Origin of the sequence: Virgibacillus doumboii (assembly GCF_902806455.1) — a bacterium.
Lineage (GTDB): Bacteria > Bacillota > Bacilli > Bacillales > Amphibacillaceae > Lentibacillus > Lentibacillus doumboii.
In genome coordinates this window covers 2,230,168-2,248,279 of record NZ_CADCWQ010000001.1, presented here as the reverse complement: position 1 = coordinate 2,248,279, position 18,112 = coordinate 2,230,168, and the positions used below count along the sequence as shown (strand labels likewise).

Here is an 18,112-nt window from a genome sequence, read left to right as displayed (position 1 = left end):
TATATTTCCATCAAGAGTTTATACCCTGGCTCCGTATTTGTCAGAACCATTATGAAGTGTGTTTATTAATAGAAAAAATATGATAGGTCATATAAGCTTATGCAGAACTAATGTGTAAGCTAAATTTCAATCTGCATATCTGGTATAAAATAAGTGAAAATAGTAATAGACAATGCAGATGACTTTTAATTAGCTCTATTTTATGTTTATCATTTACCTAACGGGGGTATTGTATAAAACGCAAAATGTTTTGGTCTGAGAAAGGAGAGACTAATATGAACAATAATTATGAAAATAAACAGAGTAAAAAAGATAATGCGGATGAGAAGCACCTTGAGTCTAATCATCAGCATGGTGAGTTAAAAGAACATCATGGTCCTGACCACCATAAATCCCATATTCACCATGAAAACGAGGATGACCATCACGGACATAGCAATGAACATCATCATCATAACCATGGCGATCACGCCAATCACGACAGTCATCATGCGCATGACGGACATGGAAACCATGGTCATGGTCAACACGATCACGGTGATATGGTTAATGATTTCAAAAAGAGATTTTATATTTCATTAATTGTTACGATTCCTATATTAATCCTGTCACCAATGATTCAGAATTTCATCGGTGTTGACTGGCGTTTTCCGTCTGATCAGTACATCCTGTTCGCGCTTGCAACATTTGTCTTCTTCTACGGCGGCTGGCCGTTTATTACTGGTGGTATCAGTGAACTCAAAAGTAAAAATCCAGGCATGATGACACTGATCGGCCTAGCCATTCTGGTTGCATACGGGTACAGTTCACTGACCGTGTTCGGCTTGGAAGGCCAAGATTTCTTCTGGGAACTGGCAACATTGATTGATATCATGCTGCTTGGTCACTGGATTGAAATGCGATCGGTGATGGGTGCCTCCAATGCATTGGAAGAACTGGTCAAACTAATGCCAAACGAAGCACACAAGATTGATGAGCATGACAATGTGACCGATGTATCGACATCAGAATTGCAACATGATGATAACGTCCTCGTAAAACCTGGTGAAAAAATACCGGTCGACGGGACAATCTATGAAGGATATTCAGCTATCGATGAGTCAATGTTGACGGGTGAATCAGTTCCGGTAGAGAAAGAAAAAGGCGATGAAGTGATTGGCGGATCAGTTAACAAAGAGGGATCTATTAAAATAAAGGTAGAAAAAACGGGGGAGGATTCCTATCTTTCCCAGGTTATAACACTGGTTCGTGAAGCACAGGATTCCAAGTCAAAAACGCAGGACCTGACAAATCGCGCTGCCAAATGGTTGTTTTACATTGCCCTCGCATCCGGGTTCATCACATTGTTTGTCTGGCTGCTGTTCGGGTATTCGTTTGATGTTGCTCTGGAGCGGATGGTTACGGTTATGGTTATCACGTGTCCGCATGCTCTTGGACTTGCGGCGCCACTGGTTATTGCAGTTTCGACGTCGATTTCTGCAAAACAAGGACTCTTAATCCGTAACCGTGCTAATTTTGAAGGTGCCCGCAATTTAAATGCCGTTGTTTTTGATAAAACAGGTACCTTAACTAAAGGAGAATTTGGCGTTACCAATGTTGTGCCACATAATGGATATGGCGAAGATACTGTGCTGGTATGGGCGGCCAGTCTGGAACAGAATTCAGAACATCCGATTGCATCTGGCATTGTCCGTTCGGTAAAAGAAAAAGACCTTGATTTGAAAAAAATTGAGGAATTTGCGTCCATTACCGGTAAAGGGATTGAAGGAAAAATTGATGGCAAAAAAGTTAATGTCGTCAGTCCCGGCTATGTTAATAATAACAACATGGATTATGACCGGCATACATTTGAACAATTATCGGAAGAAGGAAAAACCGTTGTCTTTGTCCTTTTGGAGGATGAATTAATCGGTATGATTGCTCTTGCAGATATGGTAAGAGACACGGCAAAAGAAGCGGTTGCCTCGCTTAAAGAAAAAGGAATTGAATCGATTATGCTGACCGGTGATAATCAGAAAGTAGCAAATTGGGTTGCCAAACAACTAGGAATCGATGAGGTATATGCTGAAGTCTTACCTGATGACAAAGCGAATCAGGTGAAGACAATCAAGCAAAAAGGATGGAAAGTTGCTATGACAGGTGATGGTGTCAATGATGCTCCCGCGCTGGCAACAGCGGATTTGGGTATCGCTATTGGTGCCGGCACCGATGTCGCAATGGAATCAGCAGATGTCGTTCTTGTCAAAAGCAATCCGAAAGATGTAGTCGCATTGATGGACCTGTCTGGTAAAACTTACCGAAAAATGGTTCAGAACCTGTGGTGGGCAGCGGGCTATAATATTTTCGCCATCCCACTTGCAGCAGGTGTGCTGGCACCAATCGGCATTGTACTCAGCCCGGCAGTTGGAGCGGTGTTGATGAGTCTGAGCACGGTAATTGTTGCTATTAATGCCAAACTGTTAAAAGCATAAAATAATGTCCTGGAAGCCAATAGCTTCTGGGACATCAGTTTTTTGGAGAACTAGTAACTTAGCTCGAATAATTCTACGCCATTTAATCCTATAAAAATAATTGAAATGATAAGCAGGATGAGAAAAGGGTATCGAAAAATAGTAAAAGTATCCCGGCCCGATTGTTTGCGGATAATGTCTTCTGTTGTATATAAGACCAGGAGTAAAACCATGGTAACTATTAAAGCCAAAATTTTAACAATTTCATCGGGGCGGGTCATGGCAATCATATCACCGAGCATTGCTCCCATCATGCCTCCCATGATTCCGGACAGGATACCGTCAATGACAGCAGGCAAACCAACGGGAACTCCCGTAATAAACCCGATTGCTAAACCGATCAGGATGGCATAGATGGTTGATTCAAATAAGTTATCTTGAAATACAACGCCGAGGATTGTTCCCATCAGAATTCCCATTGCCATCCCCGTTGACATGGATATCAGCATGCCATACATGTCGGTAATCCGTTTCCGGTAGTAGACAATATAGAAAATAATTGCTGTTACTTGAATGCTGCAAATTCCCATAATCAGATAAATTCCGATTGACATATAAATCAACTCCAATCACAAGTTGTCCAATACAATATATTCATGGATAACTGGTAATATGATATACGTTGCGGGGGTATACAAGAAGAATTAATTAAAAAATAAATGTTGATAAATAATTATTTTAAAAAATAAAGTTTTTCTATTGACAAAAATACCATAGGGGGGTACCATATAATCAGAAGATGAAAGGAAGTGGTGCAAGTGGGAGAATTCATGCGCGATCATCCGGTAACACCCAGGACTGATGCTGAGAAGAATGCTGTTGTCAATCGTCTGAAGCGGATTGAAGGACAGGTTCGGGGTATTCAGAAAATGGTTGAGGAAGATCGGTATTGTGTTGATGTTTTGGTACAGATCAGCGCAATTAACGCGGCATTGAAAAAAGTTGGCTTCTCCATGGCTGAGCGGCACACAAAGCATTGTGTCAGTGATGCGGTACAATCAGGACAAGGGGAAGAAGCAATTGACGAATTAATGGAAATTATGAAGCAGTTTTCCAAGTAGGGGGGATAAAAGATGAGTGAATCAGAACACACAACACTTGGTGTAACAGGGATGACCTGTGCTGCCTGCTCGAATCGTATCGAAAAAGTTTTAAATAAAATGGATGGTGTAGAAGCGAAAGTCAACTTAACGACAGAAAAAGCAACAGTTGACTATAATCCTTCTGCAACTTCCGTTGATGATATATCGGCTAAAATTGAAAAGCTGGGTTATGGCGTTCAGACGGAGAAAGTGGAATTTGACGTCTACGGAATGACCTGTGCCGCCTGCTCGACCCGTATTGAAAAAGTCTTGAATAAACAAAGCGGAGTCAAGTTGGCCAATGTTAATTTAGCTACTGAAAGTGCTGCTGTCGAATATAATCCCGGCTTAATGGGTGTAACGGATATCATCAGCCGGATTCAGAAACTTGGCTATGATGCAAAAGAAAAATCAGGTCAGGAGGAGAAACAGACACAAAAAGAAAAGCAAGTACAGCGGATGCGAACGAAGCTGATTATTTCTGCAGTATTGTCGGCACCGCTCCTGATGACAATGCTTGTTCATCTGTTTGGTGTTAATGTACCGGATATCCTGATGAATCCATGGTTCCAGTTTGCACTTGCGACTCCGGTTCAGTTCATTATCGGCTGGCAGTTTTATGTTGGTGCGTATAAGAACTTGCGTAACGGCGGGGCAAACATGGATGTACTCGTTGCATTGGGTACGAGTGCGGCGTATTTTTACAGCTTGTACGAAGCATTGAAAACAATCGGTAATCCGGGATATATGCCGCATCTTTATTTTGAAACGAGTGCGATTTTGATTACACTTATTCTTTTCGGAAAATATCTGGAAACTAACGCGAAAAGTAAAACAACGGTTGCCTTGTCCAAACTGCTTGATCTGCAGGCGAAACAGGCTCGGGTTATTCGTAATGGCGATGAGATGATGATCCCGGTGGAAGATGTGGCAGTCAGTGACCGATTGCTGGTTAAACCGGGTGAAAAATTCCCTGTTGATGGTGTGGTTGTGAAAGGGAACACATCGGTTGATGAATCAATGATCACTGGTGAATCGATTCCGGTTGAAAAAGAAATACAATCAGATGTTATCGGATCAACCATTAACAAAAATGGCACGATTGAAATGGAAGCAACTAAGGTCGGCAAGGATACGGCGCTGGCATCCATCGTAAAAGTGGTGGAAGATGCACAAGGGTCAAAAGCACCGATCCAGCGGCTTGCTGATGTGATTTCCGGATATTTTGTACCGATTGTTGTTGGAATTGCCGTGCTGACATTCATTATTTGGATTTCATTTGTTTCCCCCGGTGAATTTGAGCCGGCGCTTGTTGCGGCAATTGCCGTACTGGTAATCGCATGTCCATGTGCGCTTGGGCTCGCAACACCGACTTCGATTATGGTCGGAACCGGGAAATCCGCTGAGTCAGGTATTTTATTCAAAGGCGGCGAACATCTGGAACGCACACACCAGTTAGATGCGGTTATTTTAGATAAAACTGGCACAATTACAAAAGGTAAACCGGAAGTGACCGATTTTTCCGGTGATGAAGAAACATTACGGCTGCTGGCTTCGGCGGAAAAAGGTTCCGAACATCCGCTGGCAGAGGCGATTGTTGCCTATGCGACGGAGCAGGATATTGCGCTTCGTGATGCGGATTCGTTTGAAGCAATACCAGGCCGGGGCATCAAAGCAGTAATTTCCGGAGAAGAAGTACTGGTTGGTACAAGAAAGCTGATGCAGGAAAACAGTGTTACTGCTGATGTTGAGGATCAAATGTCCGGATATGAAACGGATGGTAAAACCGCCATGCTGATAGCTGTCAATGGAGCGTACCGTGGCATTGTTGCGGTAGCCGATACGATTAAAGAAACTGCTGTCGAAGCAATACGTCAGCTGCATGAACAAGGCCTGGAAACGATTATGCTTACTGGTGATAATGAAAGGACTGCCCTGGCGATTGCGCGACAGGTTGGCATTGATCAGGTTATCGCACAGGTTTTACCTGAAGAAAAAGCGGATAAAGTAAAAGAAGTCCAATTACAAGGCAAAAAAGTTGCGATGGTTGGTGATGGAATTAATGATGCACCGGCACTTGCCATAGCTGATATCGGGATTGCAATTGGAACAGGAACAGAGGTTGCGATTGAAGCAGCGGACGTGACAATTCTTGGCGGTGAACTGCTGCTGATACCAAAGGCAATCAAAATCAGTAAAGCAACCATCAAAAATATCCGGCAGAATCTGTTCTGGGCATTTGCCTACAACAGTGCCGGTATCCCAATTGCAGCTGTCGGTCTGTTGGCGCCATGGATTGCTGGTGGTGCGATGGCATTAAGTTCTGTTAGTGTTGTTTCTAACTCACTACGCCTGAAGCGAGTTAAAATATAGTAAAGGAAACTGCTTCTGTGGAGCGGAATTCCTCCACAGAAGGAGTAACCTTGAAAATTTAAAAAAGGGGAGATATTATCATGCAAACTACATTAGATGTAAGAGGGATGACATGTGGTCATTGCGAAAGCTCAGTGAAAGGTGCACTGCAAGGGCTTGAAGGTGTACAAACTGTTGAAGTGGACCTTGGCAGCGGTAAAGTGGATGTTACTTATGATGATACCAAGGTGACCATTGCAGCTATGCGCGAAGCTGTTGAAGATCAGGGCTATGATGTTGTAGCTTAGTATAAAAATGAACCGGCTCCCCTGATTGGGAGGGCCGGATTTTGTTGTGAGAAGGGGTGCCAGTCACTTACCGTAACTCTCGCTCCCAAAAAAGAATAAAACTATTTTTAATAACACGTACAGTAAAAGAAACTACGGTAAGTGACTGGCACCCAATCCCGGGCATTTATACATCTTTGGCCGGGGAACTCAGACCCAATCCCGGGCATCTATACAACTTTGGCCGGGAAACTCAACTTCTGCCGATTCATGTTTACCTCGGATTGCGGCACATACCTGGTATCAAAAAGATATCGATAAACAACCAAATCCAAAGAATGATAAGTGGTATCCAACCAATGAGCAGCCATGTGGTTGCCCAGCCAAAAATACCTAATAATAATTGCGTGATTCCAGATCCGACACGGCCGGTGTAAAAGCGGTGGATACCCAGCTGACCCAGAAAGAACCATAATATGTAAGCAATCACCATACTTCTTTCTCTCATTACAATCACCTCCTTATCAAGTATAATCTTCATTTTTTTGCTAAGCAATAAAATCAATGGTTTAGGCACCGATCGTTTCGCGAAAATAAAGACGCCAGCTAAAAACGGCGTCTAATTGAATACCTCAATTTTAGGCTTGATGCAGTCCGCATTCTTCTTTGTCGAAGTTTGCCCACCGTCCCGATCGCTGGTCGGCGTCCGGTTTAACCTGAAGTGTACACATTTCACAACCGATGCTTGGGTAGTAGTTATCATGCAACTCGTTATATGGCAGGTTGTTCAACTCGATGTAGTTCCAGATATCATCCCATGTCCAATGAATTAACGGGCATATTTTAACTCGGTTGAATTTATTGTCTTTATTAATATAATCAGTGTTCTTTCTGCTGAGTGATTGTTCACGTCGTAACCCGGAAAACCAGGCGTCAACATTTTTAAGTTCTTTTTCCAATGGTTCAATCTTTCTCATATGGCAGCACAGGTTTGGATTCCGTTCCCATAATTTATCACCAAACGCTTCTGCCTGTTGTTCCACAGTTAATTCAGGTTTAACCATTTTAATATGAAGGCTTGGATATTTTTCTTTTACTTTATGGATAAGGGAATACGTTTCTTTGAAGTGCAGTTCGGTATCCAGGAAGACAATCGTTGCATTTGGATTAACCTTGGATATAAGGTCCATCAGCACGATTCCCTCTACCCCGAAACTGCAGGCATAAAGAATATTTTCATTATATGTTTGAAAGGCCCATTTAATTACGCTCATAAAATCATTAAATTCATTGTTGAGTTTTTCCTGAACATCGTTATCCCAATTATCGCAGGTTAACTTTTTCTCCATTTTCTCCCCCTCGCTTTGTATATTTATTATTCTAGCTAGTCATTTGCCCTAAAGTCAATCTATTCAATTCGATTTCAGATTGTTAAAACGATTATATAACTATAATTCACGGATATGAACTGGGCGAATATACTTTTTGTATGCTGAAATGTAAGGAGAAATATCAATGCAGATTAATATTTATCAGGGCAGATCAGCCCCTTTAGAAGATGCGCATATTACAATTGTCGTTGATGTGATTCGGGCATTTACGGTGGCTCATTATGCCCTTCAAAAAGGCGTAACACACATATCTCTTGTTGAGACAACTGAGGATGCATTTCGGATTAAGACGGAAAACCCGGCATATCTCCTGGCAGGGGAAACTAATGGTTTGGCGATAGAAGGGTTTGATTTGGATAACTCCCCGTACAATATACTGCAGCAAAACCTTTCCGGTAGGGCACTTGTGCAAAAAACAACGAACGGGGTGCAAGCTGCATTAAACTGTTTGTCATCCAATGATGTGCTCGTTACTGGATTTACAAATGCAAGAACTACCGCGGAATATGTTCGTCGGTTAATGGCAAAAGAAAAACAGCCGGTTGTCAACATTGTTGCATCCCATCCGAGTGGAGATGATGATCTTGCTTGTGCAGCATACATTAAGAGCATATTAGAGGATTCCAATAGTATTCCGGTTGGGGAGGTAATGGAACGGATTAAAAATTCCCATGTGGCCAGAAAGTTTTTTGATGAGGATAATCCGGCCTTTAAACGTGAAGATGTATTGGCTTGTATCGAAGAAATGACTACGGATTTTGTCATGAAGATGAATGGGACTGGCAAAACACCGATGATTGTGAGGGTTAATGTATGACGGAAACAGGGCTGATTTTGCCTGCCAGGGAAGGAAAGCCAAGAGACAATGGATTAACCATCCTGATAGATAATGGAACTCCATTGGAATTATTTCTGGATACAATCCGCAGTTCGAGTGAATATATTGATTTTGTAAAGTTTGGATGGGGTACTTCATTGATAACGAAATTTTTACGAAAAAAAATAGATTGTCTGCGGGAACATGACATTGAATTTTTTTTCGGTGGTACGTTATTTGAAAAATTTTTGAGCCAGAATAGGATCGAGGAGTTTTATAACTACTGTAAATCATTTCACTGCAATTATGTGGAAGTTTCTAATGGAACTTTTCCAATTTCCAACAGCGAGAAAGCAGCGTACATTAAGGAATTCTCAAAGGAATTTACAGTGTTTAGCGAAGTGGGAAATAAGAATTCGCTAAAGTCGGATGAGCAGGATTCTTTTGAATGGATTGAAAATATTTATGAAGATCTAGCGGCCGGTGCAACAAAAGTCATTACCGAATCAAGGGAAAGCGGAACAAGTGGAATGTGCCGTGAAGATGGGGATATTCGAATGGATATTTTTGAGCAAATTGCTGACTCCGATATTCCATTCGAAAGCTTAATTTTTGAGGCACCAACGAAAAAAATGCAATCCTTTTTTATTCAACAGGTGGGGGCAAATGTCAACCTTGCCAATATAGCTTTATCAGATGTAATCGCACTGGAAACGTTACGTTTAGGATTGCGCTCAGATACGTTTAATATGTTTTCAAATATGTTTGTTGTAAATAAGGAGGATTAACATGCGAAATACAAATAAAGTATTTCATTTGGCGATACCATGTAAAGAACTGGATGAGACGGCATCGTTTTATGAGAAATTAGGCTGTAAACTGGCTAGGAGGTACGATGATCGTGTAACATTTGACTTTTTTGGTGATCAGGTTGTTTGCCATTTGAGTCCGGAAAATGTGGATGAACAGCCGAAAATGTATCCGCGCCATTTTGGTGTAACTTTTTTGGAAAAAGGAGAATACGATCAAACGCTGGAGTATGCGACTAAAGCGGAACTTCCTTTCTTTAAAAAGCCGATGACACGGTTTGAAGGAAAGCAGGAGGAACATAAAACATTTTTCCTGATCGATCCGGCAAAAAATTTACTGGAATTCAAGTATTATTACGATTCAGATATGGTTTATTAAGGTGAAGGGGAAGAGAACAGTCTCGCATGGGATTTCTGTTCTCTTTTTCTATTATCAATTATTAATCATCCACTTTACTTTGGTGTAATGGAGGAGCTACTAACCAGCCTTTCTCTTTCATTAATCTGAGTGCTTTTGCCCCCAGTGCTGCTTTTTGTGAATGGAATTGCCCGAACATCATAGCGATGTCTTCCCGGGTTGATTGACCGATAATCTTGCTGCATGACACTAATCCAGCGGCAATTTCACCGGATACAGTAACTGCGATTTCCGGGTCCAGAATGCGCGCTCCCGCAGGAATATCTTCCAAGGAAGCTTTCGGACGTTCCGGGGGTGTTGGCGGCAAACCAACACCATTATTTTTTAATAAGGTTTCCACCTGCTTAATCTCTTGTTGCGCAGCCTGAATCACCTCGTCAAGCAATTTTCGCAAATCTTCGTCCCCAGCGTGGTTTAACTGTGTTTGGTTACCTGCAACCACCCCTTTTGCTGCAGTTAAAAACGCCCATGTTCCATACACCTCGCCATAGTGCATTGGTTCATCTTTGGGATTCCCGCCTAAAACTCCCATTTTCATCCTCCTTAAAATATTCTTGTACATGGTAACATCCTTCCGCATTTAGATTGCCCTACTTTTTTCGCTCCATTCAGGAAAAAGAATTATAAAAGCCTGCCGACATGACAGGCTTTTTATACAATATGTTATTGGTAGTACTGATTTTGCAGTGTACCAATTATTCGTCTTCCTGAAATCGTGTTTTCATCAAATTCAATCTTTAACTCTCCATCGTCTGTATCAGCTAAGACGCGTTCAATTCCGTCCATCTGGATTAAGAACTGCTCAACTTGCTGCAGTTCGGATCCTGTTTCGTCCGTGAAGACGGTTACTTCAGCCAATGTCTTACCTCCTTTACAAAAAGATTTGTACCAGAATCAGTTTATGATTTAACTCATACTCACTCACAACTTTATTTTGCCTCCTGTAAATCAATTAACACCACTCACTTATTACCATTTTTTATTAAGAAACATGGTGAGAATGGCGGTAATTCAACTATAAATCGGGCCGGGTTTCCAGCTGGGTTTTTACTTTTTGGTACTAATTAACATATTGTTAGAATAGAATTAAGAGGAGGTTGTCCCATAAATATGTAATTATTTAGGAGTTTCTCATGAAATCTTTTATGATAAAGTATGCATTCGTTATGCTGGGAGGCATCTTTCAGGGATTTGGAATGGGTGTATTTTTGTTTCCGCAGTCGATTCCATCCGGAGGGGCAGGCGGAATAGCAATATTACTTAACCACTGGTTCGGTATCAGTATGGGTGCTTCACTGTGGATTGTAAATTTTTCCATGCTGCTCCTTGGGGTAAAATATCTCGGTAAACGGTTCGGGTTATGGACCTTCCTTGGTATTACCATGACATCATTGTCCGTTGATTTTTTCGAGACCTTTATTTCAATCATACATAGAAACCTGCTCGTTGATCTGGTAGTTGGATCTGTTTTTCTTGGCACCGGAATAGGGATTCTTATGCGAACAGGGGTGTCTAATGGAGGAGTCGGCGTGATCGCATTCATGATTTCCCATGGCCGAAATATTTTGCCTGGACGACCTTTATTTTTCATCAATGCCGCAATTTTTGTTATAACAGCTGCAGTTATCAGCTGGAAAATCATATTTCTGGCTCTCATCAGTCAATGGATTTCCACAAGGATTGTCGATTTTGTTGTTCGTATGGAAATTATAAGGCCCTATATGCTTGGCTGGCGTAAATCTTAAATATATTTATAGCGAAACGCGGTCTTTTTGTTTTCTTTGCCGTCTTTTCCCTTAACTTGTATTAATAGTAATACGAGCACACCAACAAGGAGTGTAAAACCTGCAAGTGATAGAAACATACCGGTTCTTGACCATTCCATTAAATGTGAAAACACCGGCGGCCCTGCAGCAACACCGAGAAACCGGACAGATCCATAGAGAGAAGAAACAAATCCTCTTCGTTCCTTTCCAACAGCGCCGGTGATGATACTGTTGACACATGGCAGGATCAGACCTGCACCCACACTGCTTATTCCAAGTACCAAAAGGAACGGGACAAGTTTTTCAAAAAATACTAGTGAAGCATACGAAATTGTCATAAGTATAAATCCAATAACTGCAATTTTTTTCATTTTTTCCAGGTTTTTGCCGATTTTGCTTCCGGTTAAATAGGAAGTGGTTACCATGATAAGCAGTGGTATCGCCAGAACAAACCCCTTTACAACACCATCAATATCATATTTTTTCTCCAAAATATCGGATAAGTAAAACAAGATTCCAAATAGTGTAAATAAACATGTTCCACCTGCCAGATACGTTGTAAACAGCCATCTTCCTTCATGTTTAAATACCCCAAGCAGTCCCCGTACATATTTGCCAAATGGAGGAGGCGCCTGTCGATTCCTTTTTTCTTTAATAAAAATCCAGACCAATACCGCTGCCACCAGGCAAAGTGCCGGAAAGGCAAAAAATACTGCATGCCACACCATTAAACCGAGGATAGATCCGAGGATTGGTGATAAAACTTTTCCGAGTCCGTTTGAAGATTCAAATATTCCTAGCACACGGCTTTGTTCACCGCCTTTAAATAAGTCTCCGGTTAAAGCCATGGCAATAGGAGCGGTTCCGGCCGCTCCAATTCCCTGGATAACCCTGCCAATCAGTATCCATATGTAGGCATGTGAAAAAGTAGCACCTGCAAATCCGGCAAGCAGTCCCCCGAGTCCATACAAAATAAGGGAAGGAAGGATGATTATTTTACGGGAAAACCGGTCGGATAAATAGCCTACAATTGGAATGAAAACCGCTCCGGCTATCGAGAATACAGTGATGGTCAGACTTACCTGCATCTGGGAGATATTCAAGGAATTTTTCATTGCCGGGAAAATGGGGATTAACATCGAATTTCCGAGTGTCATGATCAGTGGAATGGAACCAATTGCCGTTATCGTCATGCCCTTATTCTTTGTTGCCAACGTTCTCTCACTCCCGTTATTGCGATTATTTTATATTGATTGGCGGGGGCACAATCCAACCTTTTTCTTTTGTAAACTGCAAAAGTTTCACTTCATACTCTGCTTTTTGTGTGTGAAACTCCCCAAACATCTCTCCAATGTCTTCTCTGAGAGAAATTCCCATGATATAGCTGCATAACATGCGTCCTGTTGCAAGTTCTTTTTGAATAAGTAAGCTGATTTCCGGATCATTAAACCGCGCTCCGGCAGGGATGTCCTGTAATTCCACATTCGGCCGGTCAGGAGGTGCTGGCGGCAATCGGATCCCTGTTTCCTTCAATATGGCTTCAACCTGCTGCTCTTCCTGCTTAAAGCTGTTCTCCAAAAGATCATCCAATAACATTTTTAAATCATGATCACCTGTGTGGTTAATCAAGATTTGCATGGTTACCAAAGTTGCTTTTGTACTATGCAAATACGACCAGAGATGAAAAACCTCCCCTGAGTGGAAAGGTTCTTCCTCTTGTTTACCATTTAAAATACCCAAAAAAATAACCCCCTAAAAAATTGTTCAATTTAGTTTTCCTGAACAGAAGAAAAATATGTGCTGCCAGTGGTTGGCGTTACGGTTGTTTTGCTGTATGTGTTCAAAAAATGTAGGGTGGCTGTGCGAAAACGTAACTAAAACAGCCGCAGTCCTTTAAGTGGACTGCGGCTGTTTTTAGTATTCTTCTAATGAACCACTTGATCATCCTTACTGTCGATATACAGTGTTCCATCAGACTGTACCTCTGCGTAAAAAATTTGTGAGAAATCTTTTTCACCGGCTTTTTCAACCTGATCTTCAAGCCAGTTCATATCAAGCTCCAACTTTGAAAGATTTTTTAAATTAGGCTTACCGTCAGCTATAACTTCTGTTGCAGAAGGGTACATTTTCGGTTTGGTGCTCAGGGTATTCATATCACCTTTTGTTGCCGGCTGCTTTTCTTCCTTTTTTAATACGGAAAGTTTACCACTTGTTTCAAAAACGGCAAATTCCACGTCTGACAGGGAGAAAACATTTTTTTGCCTTAGTAAAGCGGTAAGCGAATCCATATTTAATCTTGCCTTACGAAGTGAATTCTCCATAATTTCCCCATCTTTAATAACAACTAATGGATCGCCGGTAGTAACTTTACGTACACCTTTGGATTTAATATCAATAAATCCCATGATAAGTGTGAAGAGTGCCCAACCAGCCAAAGCCAGTATCCCGTTTCGAATGCTCAGATTTTGGCTTGTCACCAGGCTGCCGGCAATGGTACCAATAGCAATCGCAGAAATGAAATTGAAAAAGGTCATTTGGCTTATTTCTTTTCTGCCCATAATTCTTGCTAATGCAAAAAGCACTATAAATGATAATACAATTCTAAGCAGTAATTCAGAAAGTTCCATTATCAGGCCTGCTTTCATCACAATTTTTGTATCTTATATTGTCTGCAGGCGGGTATGTTTTATTCATTATGAGGTTTATTCACTAATAAGCTCAGTTTACTGCGGCAAACTGGAAATGTTTATTATTACTGCCTGGACAATCTTGGTACATATCGAAGTTGTTTTTATGCACAAAAGATAGATTATGCGCAGTAACTTTATATGAGCGTTGGACCACCGCTGCGGAAATACACTCCGCTTTCCGTGGGCGGCTGATGAGCCCCCTTCGTGCTGGCGCACTCAGTGGTCTCACCTAGGCCTCTGCTCCCACAGGAGTCTCCGTGTATTTCCTTCGCTGGTTTCACTTTTAGTGAACTATTAGTTGGAGTAGGAATCGTGTTAAAAAATACATGACACCACTTCACTAGTCCGGGTGAGCGGAGGGAGGTGACTTCTGCGGGTAGAGCACTAGTCCGAAGACCCCGCAGAGTGACGAGCGAAACATCCACCGAATATGCTACGAGTTGCGAGGAGTGCTGCTTCTCTGAAAACACTCGCAACACGACGAGCACCCTTCTCGAGGAGGCTGAGACCGTGCCCGCGGAAAGCATCCGCCCGGAGCGATACTGGACGGCGGGTATAAAGAACTTTCAAGTTACTGCGCATTATCTTTCAAATACGTTGATAAAATAATGAACCATTAATCTAAAGTCAACTCGTTTAGTGTAATTCTTTCAAGGCTTATGTGTTCATTTAAATGTGCAATAATTGAAATTTTTTTGAATCGCACATTAATTTTAAAGAACGTCATAGCAAGCTAATTCACAAACCAGAAATATCAAAATGCACAAAAAATCGCGCGACTACAAAAGTAGTCGCGCGATGCATTGGTTAATTTGACCGGATTTCCTGGCGCATAAACAATAAATAGGAAACGGCAAAACATATAATTGTTCCTGCTATCAGTCCGGTAAGCTGCGGCCAGATCAGAAGTAAGCTTTGATCAAGCGGCAGGGGGCTTGGTATTGCTCCTGCTGTCTGTCTTGTCGTCAGCGGACCAAGGCTTCGTACCGCGGGTGAAAGCAGGGTTGTCGTCGATTCGGTAAACAGGTAATTTGGTGACAGCCGGTTAATATTCAGAACGGTTTCCTGTTTACTGATTGCCTGATCCACACTTGTAATGTTAGCGGGATTAAGCATGGATTTTGATATAACTTTGACAATCATATTATAAAATACACTGAAAAAGAGCCATACAGCAATACTTGACAGTGCAGACGTTGCAGCCTGGCGGAATAATACGGAAAACAGAATTCCCAAATTAAGCCAGAAAGCAATATAGGTGATACACAGAATCAGAAAACAGAATACCCTGGCAAACTCCTCAAATGTTGGTGGTACGCCCAAGATTAGAATTCCAAATGCCATGACCAGAAATCCGAGTGAAAAGAACAATACAACGTTCAGCAGCAGTGCCGCAACAAATTTCGCGTTAATGACATAGTCGCGGGGAATGGGCTGCGACATCAGTCTGCTGAGCGTGCCTTTACTGCGTTCTGAATTGATGGCGTCAAAACCAAGTGCAATGCCCAGTAATGGACCAAGAAACGTTACAAAGGTTACAAAGTTCGGAAGTGTCCCATCTGATACAGTAAACAGCTTCAGGAACAGATAGGAGTCCTTGCCGACGCGCTGGGCATCATCCGCTTTTTCAATCGCATCCTGAATAGTCGTAACTGCTGTATAAAGGGAACCAAAACAGGTAAGCAATATAATTGCCAGCAGGATAATGATCCGCCAGCTTTTGATATTGTCAGTGAATTCTTTTCTGACAAGGGCATAAAAAGCATTCCGATTCATATTAGCTTTTTCTTCTTTTTTTCCCGATAATGCCGGGATGAATTTATTTAGTCGGCTAGACAGATTCATGAAGCTCACGCCCTTCAAAGTAACGATGATAAATTTCATCAAGACCAAAGTTTTTGTTGTTGATTTGACGGAGTGCGCTGCCTGACTCGACAACTATTTTACTGATTTGTGCTGTTACATCTTTGGTGCAGTACACTTCAAGGTATGATTGTACATCTTCCACCTTGTTAACACCATTGATTGATTGGATCTTTTCGATGATAGCTTCATTAATCGGATTTGCTGAAACTGTTATGACAAATGTATCTTTTACAAATAACTGTTTTGCCAGGCTTTCCAGATTTCCTTCCGCCAGAAGTTTACCCTTAACAAATATTCCTGCTCTGTCACATATTTGCTGGACCTGATGTAAGTGGTGCGATGACAGCAGCACAGTGATATTTTCCTGCTCGTTCAAGTCTTTGATGAGTTTCAGGAGATCACGGACACCTTCAGGGTCGATCCCTAATGTTGGTTCGTCGAGAATAATCACTTCAGGATTCTTCATCAAAACATCAGCAAGTCCAAGACGCTGTTTCATCCCGCGTGAATATTTTCCTGTTTTTTTATCTGCGGATTCAATCAAATTGACTTTCTGCAGTAAATAGTTGGCTCGTTCTTCAGCCTTTTCTTTTTGGATGTTGTTCATTTCTGCTGTGAACAACAGGTTTTCAAGTCCGGTCATACGCTGATAAAATCCAAGGTCATCGGGAAGATAGCCGACCTTTCGTTTTACTTCAATTGGCTGGCGGGTAGAATTGATGCCACAGACGATAACCTTTCCGGTTGTCGGTTCACTTAAACCGAGCATAGTCAGGATTGCAGTTGTTTTACCCGCGCCGTTTGGGCCCAGCAACCCGTATATTTCTCCTTTTTTGATGGATAGAGATAAATGATCAACCGCATACTGATTATCGTATTGTTTTGCTATGTTGTTCAGCTCAATAATCGGCTGTGCCATATGTTATCTCCTCCCATATTTTCTGAAAATGTAATACAACCCGCCTATAACTGCCAGAATGATAAGAACTCCGATGAATCCCCAGAGTGTTGATGTTTCCACTGATACACGGAAATTGGCATCTGATGATACTTGAGCTGTTTCCGCAGTGAATGTTGTTACATAATCACCAGCAATGGAATCGTCCGGGGCCGTTACTGTTGCTTTTACTTTAGCCTGATCGCCGGCTTTAATAGTTGCAATTGAACTTTTATCAAATTTCACATCCCAATCAGGTGGTGTGGACGAACTGAGACTTACATCGGTAAGATCTGCTGTACCATTGTTTTTGACAACAAGATCGACAACTTTTTCTCCACCTGCTGAAACATCCGTACTCAACTTGCCTGAAGGAGTGGTTAATTTAATACTGTACGATCCTGTTATAACGGCCTCAAGATTCAATTTTGACGAGGTATCTCCTGCTGATGCAGCAATTGGTATCTGGTACGTCTCTGCTTTAACGTTTTTAGGTGGTGTAACTTCGACTGTGATATCCTTGGAGGCGTTTGGTTCCAAGGATACCGACGTAACTGATTTACTATCAGCCTTGAAGGTAACTCCCCATCCTTTAGGTGCACCGGAACTTAGTGCATAATTTTGTTTTTCAGCCGTACGGTTATTGATTGTTGCAGTATACGTAAACGTTGAATCTGCATGTCCTTCCATATTAGGCTGTTCGGTTGTCAACTCCGTTTTAAATGTGCCTTTTTCGGATACGGTAGTAAGGAATGGAAGTTCTGCATAGCCATCTCCGTCACCATCAGCAATTAATGTAAAGTTATAATCATCTTTTTTCACTTCAAGTGGTACAGTCACTTCAAGAGTGATTTGCTGTTGTCCGTTTGGTTTAACGGATAGCTGCTGGATATCCTGGCCATTTGCAGTAATTGTTTTGCTCCAGCCTTTTGGTAAACCTTCCACAGAAAATGTGAGGTTTTGGATGGATGAGCCACTGTTCATGACATCAACCTGATAAGTGATCGTTTCCCCGGGTGTTACCGATAAACCGGTATATGGAGTGAACAGGGTGACTCCACCAGCTGCATGGGATTGATTTCCCAACGGTATTGTACTGAATAGAAGAACTATCAGTGAAAGGATAGATAAGATTTTTCTGAACATTACATTGACCTCCTGTTTGTTTTTTTACATACATGTTACGA

The 18,112-nt window shown here is 41.8% G+C and carries 19 protein-coding genes; 8 read left to right on the top strand and 11 right to left on the bottom strand.

From position 1 onward, the window contains the following. The first annotated feature begins 275 nt into the window (after positions 1 to 275). A complete protein-coding gene (locus tag G6R02_RS10980) occupies positions 276 to 2,471 on the top strand; it encodes a heavy metal translocating P-type ATPase (RefSeq protein ID WP_164669303.1) in 2,196 nt (731 codons plus the stop codon). Between the two features lie 50 nt (positions 2,472 to 2,521). On the opposite strand, the gene G6R02_RS10975 is transcribed toward G6R02_RS10980, so the two are convergent. Further along, a complete protein-coding gene (locus G6R02_RS10975; RefSeq protein WP_164669302.1) occupies positions 2,522 to 3,064 on the bottom strand; it encodes a hypothetical protein in 543 nt (180 codons plus the stop codon). A 216-nt stretch (positions 3,065 to 3,280) separates the two neighbouring features. On the opposite strand from G6R02_RS10975, the gene G6R02_RS10970 reads away from it, so the two are divergent. The 3 genes from G6R02_RS10970 (at position 3,281) to copZ (ending at position 6,252) form a co-directional block, all read left to right on the top strand. Continuing rightward, on the top strand, positions 3,281 to 3,571 hold the full coding sequence (locus tag G6R02_RS10970) for a metal-sensing transcriptional repressor (RefSeq protein ID WP_205520211.1): 291 nt from the start codon (positions 3,281 to 3,283) through the stop codon (positions 3,569 to 3,571). 12 nt (positions 3,572 to 3,583) lie between these two features. After that, positions 3,584 to 5,965 carry a heavy metal translocating P-type ATPase gene (locus G6R02_RS10965; protein ID WP_164669300.1) on the top strand — a complete coding sequence of 794 codons (2,382 nt, stop codon included), beginning with the start codon at positions 3,584 to 3,586 and terminating at the stop codon, positions 5,963 to 5,965. Positions 5,966 to 6,045: 80 nt separating this feature from the next. Continuing rightward, on the top strand, positions 6,046 to 6,252 hold the full coding sequence (gene copZ / locus G6R02_RS10960) for a copper chaperone CopZ (protein WP_164669299.1): 207 nt from the start codon (positions 6,046 to 6,048) through the stop codon (positions 6,250 to 6,252). 253 nt (positions 6,253 to 6,505) lie between these two features. On the opposite strand, the gene G6R02_RS10955 is transcribed toward copZ, so the two are convergent. Both G6R02_RS10955 and G6R02_RS10950 read right to left on the bottom strand, forming a co-directional pair. Beyond that, positions 6,506 to 6,739: a TM2 domain-containing protein gene (locus G6R02_RS10955; protein WP_164669298.1), complete on the bottom strand. Its 234-nt coding sequence runs from the start codon at positions 6,737 to 6,739 to the stop codon at positions 6,506 to 6,508. A gap of 130 nt (positions 6,740 to 6,869) precedes the next feature. Then, entirely contained in the window at positions 6,870 to 7,580 is a 711-nt protein-coding gene (locus tag G6R02_RS10950) for a phosphoadenylyl-sulfate reductase (protein ID WP_164669297.1), read from the bottom strand. Between the two features lie 166 nt (positions 7,581 to 7,746). Here G6R02_RS10950 and G6R02_RS10945 point away from each other — a divergent pair, with 166 nt between their 5' ends. Genes G6R02_RS10945 through G6R02_RS10935 form a run of 3 tightly spaced genes read left to right on the top strand, consistent with a single transcriptional unit; the run spans position 7,747 to position 9,627 of the window. Then, positions 7,747 to 8,439, top strand: coding sequence for a 2-phosphosulfolactate phosphatase (locus tag G6R02_RS10945; RefSeq protein ID WP_164669296.1), 693 nt, complete (start codon positions 7,747 to 7,749; stop codon positions 8,437 to 8,439). Further along, positions 8,436 to 9,227 (top strand): phosphosulfolactate synthase, encoded by a 792-nt coding sequence (locus tag G6R02_RS10940; RefSeq protein ID WP_164669295.1) that lies wholly within the window; start codon positions 8,436 to 8,438, stop codon positions 9,225 to 9,227. Before G6R02_RS10945 ends, G6R02_RS10940 begins: the two co-directional genes overlap by 4 nt. 1 nt (position 9,228) lies before the next feature. Beyond that, on the top strand, positions 9,229 to 9,627 hold the full coding sequence (locus G6R02_RS10935) for a VOC family protein (RefSeq protein ID WP_164669294.1): 399 nt from the start codon (positions 9,229 to 9,231) through the stop codon (positions 9,625 to 9,627). Positions 9,628 to 9,688: 61 nt separating this feature from the next. On the opposite strand, the gene G6R02_RS10930 is transcribed toward G6R02_RS10935, so the two are convergent. Continuing rightward, positions 9,689 to 10,198 (bottom strand): DUF3231 family protein, encoded by a 510-nt coding sequence (locus tag G6R02_RS10930; protein WP_164669293.1) that lies wholly within the window; start codon positions 10,196 to 10,198, stop codon positions 9,689 to 9,691. A gap of 131 nt (positions 10,199 to 10,329) precedes the next feature. Continuing rightward, positions 10,330 to 10,524, bottom strand: coding sequence for a hypothetical protein (locus tag G6R02_RS10925; protein ID WP_164669292.1), 195 nt, complete (start codon positions 10,522 to 10,524; stop codon positions 10,330 to 10,332). Positions 10,525 to 10,799: 275 nt separating this feature from the next. On the opposite strand from G6R02_RS10925, the gene G6R02_RS10920 reads away from it, so the two are divergent. Beyond that, positions 10,800 to 11,411 carry a YitT family protein gene (locus tag G6R02_RS10920; protein WP_164669291.1) on the top strand — a complete coding sequence of 204 codons (612 nt, stop codon included), beginning with the start codon at positions 10,800 to 10,802 and terminating at the stop codon, positions 11,409 to 11,411. Here the strand turns inward: G6R02_RS10920 and G6R02_RS10915 are convergent. The 6 genes from G6R02_RS10915 to G6R02_RS10890 form a co-directional block, all read right to left on the bottom strand. Continuing rightward, a complete protein-coding gene (locus G6R02_RS10915) occupies positions 11,408 to 12,625 on the bottom strand; it encodes an MFS transporter (RefSeq protein WP_164670383.1) in 1,218 nt (405 codons plus the stop codon). The two genes, G6R02_RS10920 and G6R02_RS10915, sit on opposite strands and share 4 nt — an antisense overlap. Positions 12,626 to 12,671: 46 nt before the next feature. Then, positions 12,672 to 13,172: a DUF3231 family protein gene (locus tag G6R02_RS10910; protein WP_164669290.1), complete on the bottom strand. Its 501-nt coding sequence runs from the start codon at positions 13,170 to 13,172 to the stop codon at positions 12,672 to 12,674. 185 nt (positions 13,173 to 13,357) lie between these two features. Further along, entirely contained in the window at positions 13,358 to 14,059 is a 702-nt protein-coding gene (locus tag G6R02_RS10905) for a DUF421 domain-containing protein (protein ID WP_164669289.1), read from the bottom strand. Positions 14,060 to 14,929: 870 nt separating this feature from the next. After that, positions 14,930 to 15,898 carry an ABC transporter permease gene (locus tag G6R02_RS10900; protein WP_246202622.1) on the bottom strand — a complete coding sequence of 323 codons (969 nt, stop codon included), beginning with the start codon at positions 15,896 to 15,898 and terminating at the stop codon, positions 14,930 to 14,932. Between the two features lie 55 nt (positions 15,899 to 15,953). Next, positions 15,954 to 16,907 carry an ABC transporter ATP-binding protein gene (locus tag G6R02_RS10895; RefSeq protein WP_164669287.1) on the bottom strand — a complete coding sequence of 318 codons (954 nt, stop codon included), beginning with the start codon at positions 16,905 to 16,907 and terminating at the stop codon, positions 15,954 to 15,956. A 3-nt stretch (positions 16,908 to 16,910) separates the two neighbouring features. After that, a complete protein-coding gene (locus G6R02_RS10890; protein WP_164669286.1) occupies positions 16,911 to 18,071 on the bottom strand; it encodes an NEW3 domain-containing protein in 1,161 nt (386 codons plus the stop codon). Positions 18,072 to 18,112: the final 41 nt, after the last annotated feature.